Origin of the sequence: Adlercreutzia rubneri (assembly GCF_009755265.1) — a bacterium.
Taxonomy (GTDB): domain Bacteria; phylum Actinomycetota; class Coriobacteriia; order Coriobacteriales; family Eggerthellaceae; genus Adlercreutzia; species Adlercreutzia rubneri.
This window is the reverse complement of the sequence record NZ_WPOO01000008.1, coordinates 14939-31993: the sequence shown is the minus strand read 5'-3', so window position 1 is coordinate 31993 and position 17055 is coordinate 14939. Positions and strand designations below refer to the sequence as shown.

Annotated in this window: 15 protein-coding genes; 11 read left to right on the top strand and 4 right to left on the bottom strand. The window is 62.1% G+C overall.

What is annotated here, in order from left to right; genetic code table 11:
* Positions 1 to 101: 101 nt before the first annotated feature.
* Positions 102 to 800 carry a response regulator transcription factor gene (locus GO707_RS06165; RefSeq protein ID WP_114539208.1) on the bottom strand — a complete coding sequence of 233 codons (699 nt, stop codon included), beginning with the start codon at positions 798 to 800 and terminating at the stop codon, positions 102 to 104.
* On the bottom strand, positions 778 to 2466 hold the full coding sequence (locus GO707_RS06160) for an ATP-binding protein (protein WP_157012539.1): 1689 nt from the start codon (positions 2464 to 2466) through the stop codon (positions 778 to 780). The genes GO707_RS06165 and GO707_RS06160 overlap by 23 nt, the downstream gene beginning before the upstream one ends.
* Before the next feature lie 266 nt (positions 2467 to 2732).
* Between GO707_RS06160 and GO707_RS06155 the strand changes: the two genes are divergently transcribed.
* The 8 genes from GO707_RS06155 (at position 2733) to GO707_RS06120 (ending at position 10167) form a co-directional block, all read left to right on the top strand.
* Positions 2733 to 5366 carry a molybdopterin-dependent oxidoreductase gene (locus GO707_RS06155; RefSeq protein ID WP_198161030.1) on the top strand — a complete coding sequence of 878 codons (2634 nt, stop codon included), beginning with the start codon at positions 2733 to 2735 and terminating at the stop codon, positions 5364 to 5366.
* A 9-nt stretch (positions 5367 to 5375) separates the two neighbouring features.
* Entirely contained in the window at positions 5376 to 5936 is a 561-nt protein-coding gene (locus GO707_RS06150) for a 4Fe-4S dicluster domain-containing protein (RefSeq protein ID WP_114539205.1), read from the top strand.
* Between the two features lie 127 nt (positions 5937 to 6063).
* Positions 6064 to 6741 carry a TorD/DmsD family molecular chaperone gene (locus GO707_RS06145; RefSeq protein ID WP_157012537.1) on the top strand — a complete coding sequence of 226 codons (678 nt, stop codon included), beginning with the start codon at positions 6064 to 6066 and terminating at the stop codon, positions 6739 to 6741.
* A gap of 171 nt (positions 6742 to 6912) precedes the next feature.
* Complete coding sequence (locus tag GO707_RS06140) at positions 6913 to 7278, top strand: type II toxin-antitoxin system Phd/YefM family antitoxin (RefSeq protein WP_157012536.1); 366 nt, start codon at positions 6913 to 6915, stop codon at positions 7276 to 7278.
* Positions 7275 to 7580, top strand: coding sequence for a type II toxin-antitoxin system RelE family toxin (locus GO707_RS06135; RefSeq protein ID WP_114539202.1), 306 nt, complete (start codon positions 7275 to 7277; stop codon positions 7578 to 7580). Before GO707_RS06140 ends, GO707_RS06135 begins: the two co-directional genes overlap by 4 nt.
* A 29-nt stretch (positions 7581 to 7609) precedes the next feature.
* Positions 7610 to 8473 carry a 16S rRNA (cytidine(1402)-2'-O)-methyltransferase gene (gene rsmI / locus GO707_RS06130; RefSeq protein ID WP_157012535.1) on the top strand — a complete coding sequence of 288 codons (864 nt, stop codon included), beginning with the start codon at positions 7610 to 7612 and terminating at the stop codon, positions 8471 to 8473.
* A gap of 43 nt (positions 8474 to 8516) precedes the next feature.
* Complete coding sequence (locus GO707_RS06125) at positions 8517 to 9098, top strand: M48 family metallopeptidase (RefSeq protein ID WP_232325650.1); 582 nt, start codon at positions 8517 to 8519, stop codon at positions 9096 to 9098.
* 124 nt (positions 9099 to 9222) lie between these two features.
* On the top strand, positions 9223 to 10167 hold the full coding sequence (locus GO707_RS06120) for a sortase domain-containing protein (RefSeq protein WP_157012534.1): 945 nt from the start codon (positions 9223 to 9225) through the stop codon (positions 10165 to 10167).
* Positions 10168 to 10266: 99 nt separating this feature from the next.
* Here GO707_RS06120 and nifU read toward each other — a convergent pair whose 3' ends face one another.
* Positions 10267 to 10725: a Fe-S cluster assembly scaffold protein NifU gene (gene nifU / locus GO707_RS06115; RefSeq protein WP_321203145.1), complete on the bottom strand. Its 459-nt coding sequence runs from the start codon at positions 10723 to 10725 to the stop codon at positions 10267 to 10269.
* A 57-nt stretch (positions 10726 to 10782) separates the two neighbouring features.
* Complete coding sequence (gene nifS, locus GO707_RS06110; protein WP_157012533.1) at positions 10783 to 12009, bottom strand: cysteine desulfurase NifS; 1227 nt, start codon at positions 12007 to 12009, stop codon at positions 10783 to 10785.
* A 181-nt stretch (positions 12010 to 12190) separates the two neighbouring features.
* Between nifS and GO707_RS06105 the strand changes: the two genes are divergently transcribed.
* The 3 genes from GO707_RS06105 to metG all read left to right on the top strand — a co-directional run bounded on the left by GO707_RS06105 (position 12191) and on the right by metG (position 17053).
* The gene (locus GO707_RS06105; protein WP_302223924.1) at positions 12191 to 12610 is read left to right on the top strand and encodes an RrF2 family transcriptional regulator; all 420 of its coding nucleotides are present in this window, start codon (positions 12191 to 12193) and stop codon (positions 12608 to 12610) included.
* 64 nt (positions 12611 to 12674) lie between these two features.
* A complete protein-coding gene (locus tag GO707_RS12725) occupies positions 12675 to 15275 on the top strand; it encodes a hybrid sensor histidine kinase/response regulator (protein WP_157012531.1) in 2601 nt (866 codons plus the stop codon).
* 200 nt (positions 15276 to 15475) lie between these two features.
* Positions 15476 to 17053 (top strand): methionine--tRNA ligase, encoded by a 1578-nt coding sequence (metG, locus tag GO707_RS06095; protein ID WP_157012530.1) that lies wholly within the window; start codon positions 15476 to 15478, stop codon positions 17051 to 17053.
* The last annotated feature ends 2 nt before the right edge of the window (positions 17054 to 17055 follow it).

Sequence of the window (17055 nt, the reverse complement as noted above, 5' to 3'; positions counted from 1 at the left end):
GAAAATGCTGTCGACACACACGACGTCATCCCTGTGCGGGGCGGGATATGTCCTTTACGGTCGCCTTTCGACGTTGCGTCTTTCGAGAGCGAGGCGCAGCGTTAGACCAGCCGGTAGCCGATCCTCCATACGGTGAGAAGGTGGACGGGATTAGAAGGGTCGTCTTCGATTTTCTCCCTTATGCGGCGAACGAGCACGGTAATCGAGTCGAGGCTGAGCGGGTTCGATTCGTTCCAAAGGTGCTCGTAGATCTGCTCCTTGCTGAAAACATCCCCCAGGCTCGAGGAGAGCAAGTGCAGTATCTCGAATTCCTTGGCGGTAAGGCCAACGTTCTCGCCATGTTTCTCTACGAGGTATTGGCTCGGTTTCAGCACTAAATCGCCGAGAACCACATCTTGCTTGTTTTCCTTTGGGGGCTCGGGCTTTGCCTTCTGCGATCCCGTTCGGCGGAGCACGGCGGATATCCTCATGAACAGCTCCTCGGATTGGAAGGGCTTGGTCATGTAGTCATCGCCTCCGGCTTCGAAGCCGATGCTCTTGTCGACGATATCGCTTTTCGCCGTGAGGAATATAACCGGGGTGTCGCAGCCGGCTTCTCGGATCTTCCGACACAGGGCGAATCCGTTGGATTGGGGCAGCATCACGTCGAGGATGATAATATCGGCACCGCAGCTCTGCGCCATTGATAGCCCGGAGAGACCGTCGTAGGCCGAGAGGAGGCTGTAGCCGTGAGCTGCGGCAATCGGCCGGAGAGAATTGTGAATTTCTCGATTGTCGTCAATAAGCAGTATGTTGTTCACTGGGAGCCCCTTCTGGATGAGTGGGAAGTGCGAGGAAAAACGCAGACCCTTTTCCAAGCTCGCTTTCAACGGCTACCTCTCCGCCGAGGAGCTGTGCGTACTCTTTCACGATATAGAGTCCCAAGCCGCTTCCGTCTGGATTCGCGTTTCCCCAGTGACTCGTCTGGGAGAACCGATCGAAAATGGAGTCGAGATCTTCCCGCGCAATGCCGATCCCGTGATCCGTTACGGCGATCTGCACGTGTTTGCCGTCTTCGCAGATCCGTGCCGCCAATTCGACGATGCCCCCTTCGTGCGAGAATTTGGTGGCATTGCTCATCAGGTTGAGCAAAACGTGACGCAATTTGCCCCAGTCTGAGTAGATGAGGGGGCAGGCCGGGTCTGCTTTCCGCACAATGGTCACGTTTCTGCGCCGGGCGAGGGGGAGCGTTTCTTGCAGAAGGTACTCGGTAAAGTCGAGTACATCGATCACTTCCCAGTTCATCTTCTCCTTGATGTCTTTGGATCTGCTGGTTTCAAGGATATTGTTGATGATTAGCAGCAGCTCTTTGCTGCTGGCCTCGGCGCTTGAGGCCAGTTGCTTTTCCTCGTCTGATAAGTTGAATTGCTTCGATTGCAGCGCTTCCAGATAGGAGATAGTGGCAGTAAGGGGGGTTTTCAACTCGTGGCTCATGGTCGCGAGGAAGTCGGACTTGTAGGCCGATTCCTGCTGCAGGCGTTCGTTGACCTTCTTTATCTCCTCCCTCTGGGCGATGGCCTGCTCGCTTAGTTTCTGCAGCCTCTCGGTTCGGTCGGCAACTTGCTGCTCCAGATTGCCGTAGAGATCGTCCAGCTCGTCGGTCATAGTGTTGAACGCGTTGATCATGGTCGACATCTCTTTGGTCGACTGGCTGTTGTTCAGCTTCATGTCGATACGCCCTCGGCCCACTTCGCCCAAACTCTCAACGACCGAGTGCAAAGGCTTGGTGACGAGGTGGCGTACGGCGAAGAAAAGGATGGCCAAGGCGGCGCACATTGCCAAGGTGTAATAGACGAGATCTCGCGCAAGTGCGGCGTTGTAGGATTCGATGTATCGTTCCGCGGGGATGCTGATGCTCAGGGCGCCCGCGATATCGCCCATGCTCCATCCTTCCTTTGCATAGCCGGTGATATCTATCTCGCCCTTGGGCGCTCCGTGACACGACAGGCACCCCTCTTCCACGGTGAGCGGCGTGCAATAGCGGAGGCTCATCGCCTCATCGTTTTCCACGAGTTGGTAGTACTCTCCAATGGCGGGATCTTCCTCGAAGGAGGCCAGAGCGCCTTGTTCCCACTCATCAGGGGCATCTCCGGGGTTTCTCGGATCGGTGCGCGTGAACTTAACCACGTAGTCGGTGCTCCTGTTGAACAGCTGGGCTACCGCTTTTGCCGCAACTGAGCAGTGCAGTCCCTTGAATTCGTATATGCCGTCCGAAGTGTAATTGATGCGGTTTTGATTGGCGTCGACGAAAGTCCACACGGCATCCATCTGCTGGGCGAAACCTCGGGCTTGCTCAACGAGTTCCTGCCTCAGCTGCTGCTCGTGGGTTTTGGCCGACCAGAGGCCGACAACGGCAATAATGAGGGTGATGAGGACGGCGCTGAGCACAACGAGCTTCACATCGATGCGAAGTTCCTTCCCGCCCACAGTGCCCCCTTTCGTTCTCTAAGGAATTCTAGCATCTCGAGATGCACGTTGCCTCTGCTGACCTTCGTGTTGTAATTTGTTAAGGATTCATTGATCTGCCGTCTATTGAAGCCGTTTTCCCGCGATTCCATAATCCTTCCCGTAAGGCAACGAGGGCGGGTGAGCCGGCCTGAAGCGATGGCACATTCCCGAGTTCGTTGCATGGGAGCGAGAAAGAGGAGATGGGAATGCTGGAACGACGTGCATTTCTAGGAGCGGCTTCGCTATTGGCAAGCTCGCTTGCCCTATCGGGATGCGTTGGCGGCGATGTTGAGCCCACCAAGACGCCGAAAACGGGAGAGGATACGGGTATTCAGCGGCAGCCAATCGACGTCCTGCCGGAGGGCGGTCAGTGGATGACGCTTTCCTGCTGGCAGTCCTGCGGCGGACGTTGCCTGAACAAGGGCTATGTGGTCGACGGTGTGATTGTTCGCCAGAAGACCGACGATACTCATGATGATTCCCAGGATTACCCTCAGCAGCGCAGCTGTCCGCGCGGCAAAACGCTGTCCTCCACGTGGTTGGGGGAGGATCGCATCAAGTATCCCATGAAGCGCAAGCATTGGCAGCCGGGCGGGGTGGACTACCATCCCGAGCTGCGCGGGCAGGACGAATGGGAGCGCATCTCCTGGGACGAGGCGGTCGGGTACGTGGCCGACGAGGTTAAGCGGGTGTTCGAGCAGTTTGGTTCGCGTTCGTTTCTGGGCGTGTCGTGGGACGGGCTGCCCTATGCCAGCTATTTGGGCGGCAGCGTGGGCATCATGGCCACGGGATCCCGCGGCAGCGCGCGTTTGGCGCCGGCCCACCTGGGCGCGGAGCACGATGGCTGCGATGTGAAGCGCGGCCAGGCCAATGATCGCTTCGACTTAATGTACAACGCGGAGAACGTGGTGCTCTACAGCTTCAATCCTGCATGGAACGCCATGGGTTCTCCCATGTGGCACTTCATGAAAGCGAAGGAGAACGGCGCTACTTTCACCGTGGTGGGTCCCGACTACAATATGACGGCCAGCATGCTCGAGGCCGACTGGATTCCCGTTCGTCCGGGCACCGATACGGCTTTCCTGTTAGCCGTCGCCTACGAGATGCTGCGCTTGGATGAAGAGGGCGGCAACGTCGTGGACTGGGACTTCCTCCACAAGTACACCGTGGGATTCGACGCCGAATCGATGCCGGCCAATGCGGCGAGCGCCGAGAACTTCCTCGGCTATGTCAAGGGGGAATACGACGGCGTTCCGAAAACACCGGAGTGGGCCACGAAGATCTGCGGCACGCCGGTGGAGGCAATCACCAAGTTCGCCACATTGCTGTCGAAGGAAAACAAGGTCATGACGTTCAATGCCTTCGGCTGCATGCGCCATACCGCTACGGAGAACTTGGAGCAGCTCATGATCGCCGTCAACTCCATGGGCGGCCATTACGGCAAACCGGGGCAGTGCTGGGGCGGCTACTACTTCGATGGCGGAAGCGATGCGCCGTGCAACCTTATTTTGACGGGCAGCTCGGGAGTCGACGAGGCCAAGGAAAAGTTGGGAATCGCCCCGAAGAAGATGCTCGGCGAGCCGTGCGACGACGTGGTGAGCGCCGCACAGGTGTGGGATGCGATTTTCAACAAGAAGTACCATTTCACCGGAGACATTCGCAACGACGCTCCCGAGAGCGCCTGCGAGGAGCGCGACCTGGACGTCCGCTTTATGGATTTCGGCACGTGGTCTGCCATGCGCTCCTACCCCGATACCGTGAAAGCGGTGCGGGCCCTGCGCGAGGGCGGCATCGAATGCGTAGTGGGCCGCGGAATCCTTCCGAAGCTGGACATCCAGTTCTGCGATATCGTCGTTCCGGTCATCAGCGACTTGGAGAAGGAGGCCATCCTGGAGACGGGCGAGGGCGGCCGCGAAATTGTGTACCACTACGATAAAGTGTGCGATCCCCTGTACGAAGCGCGCACGAACCGGGAATTCGAGAGCGCCATCCTCACGGCGCTGGGGGAAGACCCCGCCGGCATGTATCCGCTTTCCGAAGAGCAGAAGCTGTACAACATCATGGCGGGCACCACGGTCATCTGCGACGACGGTGTGACCTATGAGCCCCTGCTTACCATAACCCAGGAAGATATTGACGCCATGGGCGTGGAGGGCCAGCCGCAACAGGGGCGCATCACGCTGCAGGAGTTCAAGGAAAAGGGCGTCTACCAGGTAGAGCGCAAGCAGGGCGACAATTTTGGCTTCATTGCGTACAAGGACTTCGTGGACGATCCCGTTGCCCACCCGCTGGCCACCGATTCCGGGAAATTCGAGATCTACTGCCAGTACAAGGCCGATATCCTCAACCAGGCGAAGCTTCGTGCAGGCGACGAGTGGAAGCCCTATCCCACCTACGTGACGCCCGTGGAGGGCATCGAGACCACTTACGCGGATTTCGAAGACCAGGTGAAGGGCGACTTTCCCTACCTGATGTACAACACGCATTACCCTCGTTTCGGCAACGGCGTATACGGCAACACCAAGTCTCTGGGCGAGGCGTTTGCCACACCGGTGTTCATGGGAGAGAAGGTGGCGAAGGAGAACGGTATCGCCACGGGCGACACGGTTCTGGTGGAGAGTCCTCACGGAAGCGTGCTTCGCATAGCGTGCGTCAGCCCCACCTATATGGACGACGTGCTGGCACTTCCCAATGGCGGTTGGTCGCAGTTCAATGAGGAGGGCATTGACGTCATGGGCGGCGTCAGCACCCTGAACGGCACCCTCATGCAGGGTATGGGGTGCACCTCGTTCAATTCGAATAACGTGCGCGTGAGCAAATATGCGGGCGATCCGCTGGGAAGCGACAGCAGTCGTCAGGTCGTTCTGAGCGCGGAATAGGAGAAGATCATGGGAAAGAAGGGCTTTCATTTCAACCAGAGTCTGTGCTCGGGGTGCCACAGCTGCATGATGGTGTGCAAGGAGAACCATCATCTTCCCGAAGGGGCGTTCTTCCGTCGGGTGAGCAGCTTCGTGAGCGAGAACGGTTCCAAACCGGGCGTCTTCCACCTGTCACTCGCCTGCAACCACTGCATGGATCCCGCCTGCGTGGCGAACTGTCCCGTAGGGGCCATGTACGTTGACGAAGAGGATGGAACCGTGCAGCATGATGACAGCGCGTGCATCGGCTGCCAGTCCTGCGTGAAAAGCTGCCCCTATGGGGCTCCCCAGTATCGCGTCGATCTGAACATCACGCAGAAATGCGATGGTTGCTATGATCTGCGCGCGAAGGGCATAGAGCCAGATTGCGTCCAGGCGTGCCTTATGAGAGCGCTCACGTTCGGCGATATGGAAGAGACGGGGACGAATTTGGGCAAAGTGGCCTGTGCGCCGGAATCGACCACCTCTCCTGCCACGTATGTCGACGAGAGCGCCTATGCAGCCAGCTCGTTTCGGGATTGGCTGATGTAGGAACTGAAGTCATCCAGCTGTTGTCGAGGTTGCACGAGTGGCCCTCCCGTATCCGCCGCGCTCCCAGGGGGCGCGGCGGTTTCTCAAAACAGGAGATTGGCCGTATGGCGAAGAAGGGGCTGTTGAGATGAACCAAGTTCAGAGTGATGCTCTTGATGAGGTGCTGGTCGCCCGGGCGGCAATGTACGGGTTGCTGCAGCGCGTGTTCTCGGATGTGCCCGACCGGGCTCTCGCGGAAAATGAATCCTGTGAGGTTATGGACCAGTGCTTCGAGGTTTTAGGCGAGGCCTGGGGCCTTCGGGATTGCCGTACTTGCAAGGTTGGCGAAGGCGCCGGCCCGAAAGTGCCTGAGCAGGATATTGATGCGGTGCCGCTTACCTTGGAAGGGGAGTACAACCGCCTCTTCGTGGGTGTGGGCAAGCCGGCGGTGTGTATGTGGGAATCTATCTACGCTACGGGGATCAATGCGCTCTTTCAGCCGAATACTCTCGAAGTTCGAAACGTGTATCTGCGCAACGGCTTTAAACCTCTCGGCATGGGCAAGGTCGCAGATGATCACATGGCCATCGAATTGGCCTTTATGCGGGAGTTGGCTCTTGAAACAACGAGGGCCGGCGAGGCTCAAAGGGCGTCGCTGCTGACGGAGCAGCGACTGTTTCTGGAGGAGCACCTACTTCGTTGGGTCGATGCCTTCGCAGAACGGGTCGTGGAGCACGACAGAAGCGGATACTATCGCGACTATGCCCGTTTGCTTGCCGATTTCGTGGACAAGGATGCCGCTTTCCTGCCGGGAGCCTCTGCTTAAGCGGTTCTGCAGGCGCAGATAGTCCAAGACCAGCTAGTACTCTGCGAAGGCGGGGGCCACAATGAGATAGGGACTTCGGGACAACTATTCGCTGCCTACCCATTTTCCGTGTTACAATACGCATAAAAATACGGTGTTAAAGTAGATTGCATACGCATAAGGAGCGAAATCATGGTTGTCGTCGCCGATGGGAAGCTGGCTTTCAGCAAGGATCGGGTGGTGAGCGCCACCCAGGCCTCTAAGAACTTCGGAGAGTGCCGCCGCCGTGCGAAGCGGGAGCCGCTGTTCGTGACCGATCGCAATGCCAGCATCGAGACGGTCATCGTGGACTACGACGAGTTCGAGGCCATGGCGGTGGAACTGGAGCAGCTGCGCCTCCAGCGCCTCTACGATGTCGCGGCGCAGCGGTTGGCCGCCATCGATCGCGATCCCTCGGGGGAGACCGTGCCGTTCAGCGAGATACTGGGCGACGAGGGCTATGATGCCTTCTTGGCCCTTGATCCCGATGACCTTCCTGATGGGGGGCTTTTCGCATGAGCGGTTACGAGCTCGTCTTCTCCCGTGGGGCCCGCAAGGAGTACGAGGCGCTCGACGGCTCGGTTCGCTCGATGCTCAACAAAGGGCTTGCCCGACTCCGCGTTCGTCCCGCGGAGATAGGCAAGGCGCTCAGCGGAGCTTTGGCCGGATGCCGGGAGTTGAAGTTTCGGGCCGACGGCCTTCGTGTGATCTACCGTATTCGCGACGGGCAAGTTCAGATCGTGGACATCCTCGCCATCGGGGCCCGCGATCATGACCGCGCGTTTCGCGATGCCGAACGACGCTTGGGCGACGAGGGCTAAGTGGCCGCCTCCTCATATATAATGTACCTATGAGCACTTCAGGAAAACTCGTCATCGTGCCGACGCCCATTGGGAATTTGGGCGATATGACGCTGCGCTCGCTGGAGGCGCTGCGCGAGGCCGACGTGGTGTGCGCCGAGGACACCCGGGTAACGGGGAAGCTGCTCGCGCACTTCGGGATCGAGAAGCGGCTCGCGCGGCTGGACGAGGCGATGATCGGCTCGCGGGCTGCGGGCGTGGTGGAGCGCGTGGCGGCCGGCGAGGTGGTGGCCTACTGCTCGGACGCCGGCATGCCCGGCGTGTCCGACCCGGGGCTGCGACTTGTGGCCGCCGCGCGCGAGGCCGGCGTTGCTGTGGAGGTGCTGCCCGGCGCCTCGGCGGCGGCCTGCGCCTACGTGGCCTCGGGAACGGTGTGCTCGCGCTTCTACTTCGGCGGCTTCTTCCCACGCAAGGCGACCGAGCAACGGACGGTGCTCGCAGAGCTTTCCGGGCTGGACGCGGCTCTCGTGTTCTACGAGAGCCCGAACCGGCTGGTGGCGGCGCTTTCGGTCATCGCCGAGGTGCTGCCGTGGCGCGAGGTGGCGGTCTGCCGCGAGCTGACGAAGCTGCACGAGGAGGTGGCCCGGGGGAGTGCCGCCGAGCTGCGCGAGCGGTTCGCGGCCCGTGCCGAGGAGCCCGGCGGCGTTCGCGGCGAGATCGTGCTCGTGATAGACGCCCCGGGCGAGACGGAGGCGGCCGTCGGTGCCGAGGAGGCCGCGGCATCGGCTGCCGAGCGCGCTGTCGAGCTGGTGGCGGAGGGCCTGCGCACCAAGGAGGTCACCAAGCACCTTGTCGCCGAGTTCGGCATTTCCCGCAACGACGCCTACAACCTGGCCATGGAGGCCGCGCGATGACTTCGGTGTCATTCTGAGCGAGCGAAGCGAGTCGAATAATTTCATGGCAGCAGCGAGAAAGCGTCCGGCAAAAATGATGCCTCCCGAGCTCGTCTTCATCGACGGGCTGGAGGTCTGGCTCACCCGCAAGGCCATCAAGAATATGCACCTGCGGGTAAAGCCTCCCGACGGGCGCATCGAGGTGTCGGCGCCCCTGCACTTGCCGCTCGCCACCATCCGGAAGTTCGTGGGGGAGAAGCGCGACTGGATAGAGCGCCAGCAGCAGGAGATCGCGCAATCGCCCCGTGTCGAGGCCGCCGCGGCCACGCCTACGGAAGTGGCCCAGTGGAAAGCGGTCGTTGCGGCCTGCGTGCCGGCGCTCATCGAGGCGTGGGAGCCCGTCATGGGCGTGAAGGCGGGCAAGATCGCCTACCGCAACATGACGAGTCGCTGGGGCAGCTGCCAGCCCTCGACCGGCCGCATCTGCATCAACGTGCGCTTGGCCCTCTACCCGCCGGAGTGCTTGGAATACGTGGTCGTCCACGAGCTGTGCCACCTGCTTGAGCGCGGCCACGGCCCTCGCTTCCACGCGCTTATGGGCACTTTCATGCCTGACTGGAAAGAGCGGCGCGCCAAGCTGCGCTAGCGTCGGGATTCGGCACTGCGAAATTGAAGCGAACTTTTGTACTAAAAGGGCTTTTCATTGGGCTTGTATTACATTACAATGCGAACAAACATTCGGTTTTGAGAGCGAAAGGCCTGGTGAGAGCATGGGAGAGGTTGTTGGACGCAAAAAGAAGGCTGTGGTGACAGGAGCGCTGGCGCTTACCTTGGGCGCCGGCCTGGGGCTTGGCGCGGTAGCTTGGGGAAGTGAGGGGTCCGTGCCTGAGGAAAGTGTGAGAGCCGGGGACGCTTGGGCTCCGTTGGTGGGCCAGAAGTTGGAGGAGAAGGTGGCCGCTGCGGCCCGTTCCCATCGCGCCGAAGTGCGGCAGGCGCTTGCGGCCTATAGGGTAACGGACGCGGCGGCGCGGGAAGCTGCCACGGAAGCAGGGGAGCAAACGCCGGCCGAAGCCGCCGGGGCGCAGGACGCTCATCTTTCTGCCGAGGGTCCAGGTGCCTCATCGGGCGAGGCTGCGGGTGCGTGTTCGGAAGAGGCGGATCGGGCGGACGAACAGCGCGGCGGCCAGGAGGCGTCGAAGGGGTCCGGAAGTGCGGCGGAAGGCGGGGGATTCGCCTCTCAGCCGAGCGCGCCCGGGCCCGAACCTTCGGTGGAAGCATCGGCGGAAGGCGACTCTTCCGCTTCCGAAGAGGTGCCATCTGATGAGGGATCGAACGTCGATGGAACGCTCAAGCCTGGCACGCTGGTGGTAGACGGTACCGCCATTCCCTACCGCGATGTGCGCGGCGGCACGACGCCGAGCTCCGGGGGAGGTCTGTGGTTGGGGTCGGACGCGGTGGATGACGGCAGCTGGGGCTATTTCGTCGGACATAACCCCGGCTCGTTCGCACCGGTGCGTTCGCTGTCCTCGGGCGATGCCGTCGTCGTGTGCGACCGCTCGGGAGGGCAGCGCACTTATACGGTGAGGGATGTGTTCCAGGTGGAGGAGACGGCCACGTGGAAGACCATCGCTTCGCGGGTAACCGGTTACGGCGAGTCGGTGGTGCTGCAAACCTGCGCGGGCGACGGCATGAACGTCATCGTCGTCGCAGCGTAGGGGTGGGCGACTTTGCGGCACGCGCCGGCTTGAAAAGAGAAGAGCCCGGAAGCCCTTGGGCTTCCGGGTCGAACCAGCGGCTTGTCGGAGAGCCAGCGGCTACTCGTCGTCCTCGTCGCCGTGGCCGTGGTCGTGCTCGGAGATGTCGCTCACGGGCTTCTCCAGGCCCTCGATGACGATGCCGTTCTTCTCGGCGTAGTCCCACAGCGCCGCATGGATGGCCTCTTCGGCCAGCAGCGAGCAGTGCACCTTCACCGGGGGCAGCCCGTCTAAGGCCTCCATGACGGCCTTGTTCGTGACCTCCAGCGCCTCCTGCACTGTCTTGCCCTTCACGAGCACGGTGGCCATAGAGCTCGTGGCGATAGCGGCCCCGCAGCCGAAGGTCTTGAACTTCGCGTCGCGGATGACGTTGTTCTCGTCGATGTCGAGGTACACGCGCATGATGTCGCCGCACACCGCGTTGCCCACGGTGCCGCAGCCGCTCGCGTTCTCGATCTCGCCGACGTTCTGGGGGTTGGTGAAGTGCTCCATCACTTTATCGGAGTAGTTCATGGCCATGAGGGATTCTCTCTTTCTATGGGTGGGGAGGACGATGAAGGAGGTGATAGGGTGATGTTAGTTCGCGTAGGGGAAGCCGTCGGCCTTGAAGCGCTCGATGACCGATTCCACCTTGCCCTGCTGGAAGTCCTCGTACAGGGGGCTCATCATGCGCAGGTGCTGCAGCGTGGCCTTAAGCGAGTCCACGGCGAAGTCGATGTCGGCCAGGGTGGTGTCGCGGCCCAGCGTCAAGCGCAGCGAGCCGTGGGCGATCTCGTGGGGAAGGCCGATGGCCAAAAGCACGTGGCTCGGGTCCAGCGAGCCGGAGGTGCAGGCGGAGCCGGAGGACACGCAGATGCCCCGGGCGGCCAGCTGCAGCAGCATGCCTTCGCCCTCGATGAACTCGAAGGAGAAGTTCACGTTGTTGGCCAGGCGGCTCTCCCAGCTGCCGTTGAGCTTCGCCGAGGGGATCTCCTCCAGGATGCGGCGGATGGCGTGGTCGCGCAGGGCCAGCTGACGGTCGTGCTCGGGGGCGATTTCCTCGGCGGCCAATTCGGTCGCGCGGGTGAAGCCGACGATGCCGGGCACGTTCTCCGTGGAGCCGCGCCGCCCGCGTTCCTGCTGGCCGCCGTCGAGGAGGTTCTGGAGCTTCACGCCCTTGCGCACGTACAGGAGGCCGACGCCCTTAGGCCCGTAGATCTTGTGGGAGGAGGCCGACAGCATATCGATGCCCAGCTCGTTCACGTCGATGGGCTCGTGCCCGAAGGCCTGCACCGCGTCGGTGTGGAAAACGACGTTGGCATCATGGGCAGCTGCCGTCAGCTCAGCGATAGGCTCGATGGTGCCGATTTCGTTGTTGGCGAACATAATGGAGGCCAGGATGGTGTCCGGGCGGATGGCCGCCTTGAAGTCCTCAACGCTCACGAGCCCGTGCTCGTCCACGGGCAGGTAGGTCACTTCGAAGCCCTCGCGCTCCAGCGCCTGGCAGGTGTGCAGCACCGCGTGGTGCTCGATGGCGCTCGTGATAAGGTGGCGCCCCTTGGCGGCGTTGGCCCGGGCGAACCCCTTGAGGGCCCAGTTGTCCGATTCGGTGCCGCCGCTCGTGAAGAAGATCTCGCGCGGCGTTGCGCCGATAAGGCCGGCCAGGCTCTCGCGGGCGGCGGCCACGGCATCGGAGGCCTCCTGGCCCAAAGGATAGATGGAGGAGGGGTTGCCGAAATGCTCGGTGAAATAGGGGGTCATGGCCTCCACTACTTCGGGACGGACAGGCGTCGTGGACGCATGGTCAAGGTAGATCTGGCTCATGATGCTCCTGCTTCCGCGTTGGGGATGGGTTCGCCCGGCACGGTTCAGGGCCGTGATCGAGCTTCTCCATCTAAGTCTAGTAATTTGCTAGAGATTAATATAGACGGGTTGCGGAGATTGTCAAGAACCTCCTATGATTGTTACCATATTCCCGACGATTTACCCAGAAAGGCGACCTCCGGTGAAGATTTCGACGAAGACCCGTTACGGCATGCGCTTCATGATCGACCTGGCCCAAAGCCAGGGGGAGGGCCGTGTGGCCTTGAAGGACGTCGCCGATCGCCAGGGGCTTTCCAAGAAGTACCTCGAGCAGGTCGTCGCGCCGCTTGCCAGCGCGGGGCTGCTCGATGTGACCCGCGGCAACCAGGGCGGCTACCGCTTGGCCCGTGAGGCGGCCTCCATCACGCTGGCCGACATTGTCGCCGCCTCCGAGGACGGCCTGGAGCTGCTCGATTGTATGGGGTCGCTCTCCACTTGCGAGCGCGCCGAGGGCTGTCCGTCCCGCCGCGTGTGGGGCGGTCTTCAGGCGGCCATCGGGGACTACCTCTCGGGGCTGACTCTCGCCGACGTCGCCGCTCCCGCCGCTGGTTCCAACTTGTAATCTCTCAGCTGCCCTCTTTCGCGTATCATGTGTAATTACCTGTGCCGCGACGAGAGAGGACGCTGTGGAAGACGAGGGGAAAAAGTACTGGCTCTCCATAGCTGCTTTCGTTCTCGTGTTCATCGCGGTCGTCGTCACGCTGTCCACCTTCATGCAGCAGACGAGCAACCGCATCGTTGCCCAGGCGAACCAGTACGTCTCTGATGCCACGGCCCAATCCTGCGTGCTGGTCTCCACCCTCATGGAGAACACGCAGAAAGACATCGAGACTATCGCCGCCCTTGCCTCGGAGTCGGCGGATGTGACCGACATCGTCACCAGCGAGGAATGGCTCATCAGCGTGGAGGAGACCTCGCCTTTCGACACCATCGACTTCGTTGATGTCGACGGCATGCAGCACTCGCCCCAGCACGAGCCGGTGAACGTGTCGGATCGCTCTTACTTCAAGCGGGCCATGGCGGGCGAATCTGGCATCGAGGCCGTATTCAACACCCGCATGACCCACGAGAACCTCGTGTACTTCTTCGCACCGGTTCGCGAGGGCGCGGACGGCCCGGTCGTGGGCTTGCTTCTGGCCCACTACAGCGAGAACCGGCTCGCCGATCTTCTGTCAGGCGATTTCTTCGGCTACGCGTCCCAGGTGATGCTGTGCTTGCCCACCGGGGAGGTGGTGGCCGCCACGGATTCCTCCTATGTTGGCAGGAACCTTATCCAAGAGGCGCAGGCCGACCCCTCTGCCACCTCTGGCGCCCGCGATCTGGAGCGCGCTTTTGCCAATCACGAGACGGTCACGTACAGCTACCAGGCTGAGCGCGGCACGGGCTCGGTGTGCCTTCGCGAGGTGCCGGGTCTCGGCTGGATGATGCTGGAGACGTTCCCGGCCGCCGCTACCGAGCAGATGATCAACGAGGCCAATGAAGGCGGTTGGAACGCCCTGTTCGTCATCGTGGTGGTATTCGTCCTCGTCATTGCCGGCATTATCTTCTACAACAACCGCCGCCACCGCTCGCTCACCCGCTCGATGCGCGATCGGGAGGACGTGCAGCGCGGGGTGGCCAAGCTGACCGAGCGGCTGGTGCTCATGGATTTGGATGCCGATCGGTTCCGCTACATGAGCGGCCCGGTCACGCCGAGTGACCCCTACGAGTTGGAAGGCCCCTACACCGCCATGATAGAGCGCCTGCAGGGCCTGGTCGTGGGCGACGAGGCCAAGGCGGAGGTGGCCAAGCTCTACGACAAGCACACGATCATCGATCTCATGCCGCCCGGCTCCGACGAGATCCGCTTCGAGTACCAGATGAATCGCGGGGGAGACGTCAAACGGGAGGACATCAACCTCATCTGCGTGCAGCGCGACGCGGCGGGGATGCCGACGCGGCTTCTCTACACAACCCAGGACGTCACGGCGCTCAAGCAGCGCGAGAAGCAGCTCCAGCTGGCCATGGAGGACTCCTATCGCGCGGCGGTTGCCGCCAACAACGCCAAGAGCGACTTCCTCTCGCGCATGAGCCACGATATCCGCACGCCGATGAACGCCATCATCGGCATGACGGAGCTCGCGCGCATGAACGAGGGGCATCCGGAGAAAGTGGATGACTGCCTGGCGAAGATCACGCTGTCGAGCAACCATTTGCTCGCGCTGATCAACGAGGTTCTCGATCTCTCCATGATCGAGAACGGGCGCCTGGTGCTTACCGTGGGAGAGGTGGATCTGCGAGCGTTGGCTCTCGAGATGGAGACGATGTTCTCGCAGCGCTGCGAAGAATCGGGCATCGCCTTCGTGATTGAATTCGAAGGGCTCGCCCATCCGCTGGTAGAGGGCGACGGGCTTCGCTTGCAACAGGTGTTCATGAACATGCTCGGCAATGCGGTGAAGTTCACGCCGGCGGGCGGCTCGGTGTCGCTGCGGGTTGTCGAGCACGCCTCTCGCGTCGAGGGGACGAGCGACTACGAGTTCGTCTTCGCCGACACCGGCTGCGGCATGGCGCCTGAGTTTCTGGCGCACGTCTTCGAGCCCTTCGCGCGTGAGCACGACTCGCGCACCGAGTCCGTGGAGGGCACGGGGCTGGGGCTTTCCATCGCCCAGTCCGTCGTCTCGCTGATGGGCGGCACGATTGATGTGGAAAGCGAGCCGGGTCGCGGCACGGTGTTCACGGTGCGGGTGAGCATGCGCTATGTGGAAAGGGACGCGAAAGGCTCCCTCGAGGAAAGCGACGACGCCGACGCCCTGTGCGATGTTTCGCAGGGGGATGCGCCCGCGCCGAGGGGCGCCGATTTGAGCGGCGTGCGCGTGCTGCTTGTGGAGGACAACGAGCTTAACAGCGAGATCGCCGTGGCGCTGCTGGAGTCCCTCGGCGCGGCGGCCGAGACGGCGGCCAACGGCCAGGAGGCCCTCGATGCGCTGGACGCGAGCGAGCCGGGCCATTTCGACGTGGTGCTCATGGATATCCAGATGCCCGTCATGAACGGCCTCGAGGCCACGCGCCGCATCCGCGAGAGCGAGCGCGATGATTTGCGCGCGCTGCCCGTCGTGGTGCTCTCGGCCAACGCGTTCACCGAGGATGTGCAGGAATCGAAGCGCGCCGGCGCCGACGACCATCTCTCCAAGCCCATCAGCGTAAAGGATCTTGCGGCAACGTTGGGTGGAATCCTCGGGCGCTCCTGATCCTTGCGGCGCTCGCGTCCCTCGCGACCCTTGCCGCCCTGGTTCCTCACGGCCCCGCGCCATCACGCGCCTACGGCGCAGCGCGGAGTCGAAGGATCGTGCGGCCCTTCCCTGTGTTAAGATAGCCTGCACGCAACAACCCTAAAGGGGAGCGGCGGTGTCATCGGCCGCCTGCGCCCGGAAAAGGAGTCTTACCCGCTATGCCTAAGGGAACCTTCGGCGTCACCACGCCCATCTACTACATCAACGCCGCGCCGCATCTGGGCACCGCCTACACCACGGTGGCCGCCGACACCATCGCGCGCTACGAGCGCATGAACGGCTACGACGTGTCGTTCGTCACCGGCACCGACGAGCACGGCCAGAAGATCGCCGAGACCGCCGAAAAGAACGGCATGACCCCGCAAGCCTGGTGCGACTCACTGGCCCCGGCCTTCACCGATGCGTGGAAGACGCTGGATATCGACTACACCAACTTCGTGCGCACCACCGAGGATCGCCAGACCCGTGCCGTGCAGAAGTTCTGGCAGGGGCTCTACGACGCGGGCTGGCTGTACAAGAGCGCCTACGAGGGCTGGTACTGCGTCCATGAGGAGACCTACTACGCTGAGAGCGACTTGGAGAAGAACGAGGACGGCGAGTTCGTGTGCCCCGACTGCAAGCGCCCGGTGCGCTACGAGTCCTCGGGCGAGGAGAACTGGTTCTTCAAGCTCTCCGAGTTCCAGGACAAACTCCTCGCCTTCTATGACGAGCATCCGGACTTCATCCGGCCGGTCAGCCGTCGCAACGAGATCGTCTCCTTCGTGAAGGGCGGCTTGCAGGATCTGTCCATCTCCCGTTCCAGCTTCGACTGGGGCGTCCCCGTGCCGTGGGATGAGGGCCACGTGTTCTACGTGTGGGCCGACGCGCTCATCGCGTACCTCACGGGCATCGGCTACGGCGACCCCGAGCGCGAGGCCGAGTTCGATCGCCGCTGGCCCATTCAGTACCACTTTGTGGGCAAGGACATCACCCGCTTCCACTGCGTCATCTGGCCCGCGATGCTCATGGCCGCTGGCATGCCCATCACCCACACGGTGTTCGGCCACGGCTTTCTGCTCACCAAGGGCGAGAAGATGTCGAAGTCGAAGGGCAACGGGCTTATGCCGGCCGACCTGGTGCGCGTGTTCGGGGTGGACGCCTACCGCTATTACTTCATGAGCGACGTGCAGTTCGGCCACGACGGCTCCATCTCCATGGAGCGCATGGTGCAGGTGTACAACGCCGATCTGGCCAATACCTGGGGCAACCTCGTCTCCCGCGTGACGAACATGACCACGAAGTACTTCGAGGGCCGCGTGCCCGAGGCGCCTGCCGGTTCCGAGGACAACCCCCTGCGCGAGATCGCCGACACCCTGTACGCGGAATACGACGCCTGCATGGCCGAGGTGGACTTCACCGGGGCCGCGGCGGCGGTGCAGAAGCTGGCGAGCCGCGTGAACCTGTACGTGGAGGAGAGCGCCCCCTGGACGCTGGCGAAAGATCCCGCCCGCGCCGATGAGCTGGCCGGCGTCATCTACAACTGTCTGGAGGCCATCCGCATCATCGCCCTGTACATGGCGCCGTTCATGCCGAACACCTCGGCCGAGGTGTTCCGTCGCCTGGGCCTGGGAGAGATCGCCGACACCACCGACATCCAGGAGGCCACGGCCTGGGGCCAGCTGCCCGCTAGCGTCGCCGTGGAGGTGGGCGACCCCCTCTTCCCGCGCCTGGATGTGGATAATCTGCCCGAGCTGTAGGC

Bases quoted from the DNA above. Each gene is read 5' to 3' on its own strand.
- GO707_RS06145 (WP_157012537.1), top strand. From the start codon at position 6,064: ATGAACCAAGTTCAGAGTGATGCTCTTGATGAGGTGCTGGTCGCCCGG.
- metG (WP_157012530.1), top strand. From the start codon at position 15,476: ATGCCTAAGGGAACCTTCGGCGTCACCACGCCCATCTACTACATCAAC.
- GO707_RS06150 (WP_114539205.1), top strand. From the start codon at position 5,376: ATGGGAAAGAAGGGCTTTCATTTCAACCAGAGTCTGTGCTCGGGGTGC.
- GO707_RS06135 (WP_114539202.1), top strand. From the start codon at position 7,275: ATGAGCGGTTACGAGCTCGTCTTCTCCCGTGGGGCCCGCAAGGAGTAC.
- GO707_RS06140 (WP_157012536.1), top strand. From the start codon at position 6,913: ATGGTTGTCGTCGCCGATGGGAAGCTGGCTTTCAGCAAGGATCGGGTG.
- nifS (WP_157012533.1), bottom strand. From the start codon at position 12,009: ATGAGCCAGATCTACCTTGACCATGCGTCCACGACGCCTGTCCGTCCC.
- rsmI (WP_157012535.1), top strand. From the start codon at position 7,610: ATGAGCACTTCAGGAAAACTCGTCATCGTGCCGACGCCCATTGGGAAT.
- GO707_RS06125 (WP_232325650.1), top strand. From the start codon at position 8,517: ATGGCAGCAGCGAGAAAGCGTCCGGCAAAAATGATGCCTCCCGAGCTC.
- nifU (WP_321203145.1), bottom strand. From the start codon at position 10,725: ATGGCCATGAACTACTCCGATAAAGTGATGGAGCACTTCACCAACCCC.
- GO707_RS06120 (WP_157012534.1), top strand. From the start codon at position 9,223: ATGGGAGAGGTTGTTGGACGCAAAAAGAAGGCTGTGGTGACAGGAGCG.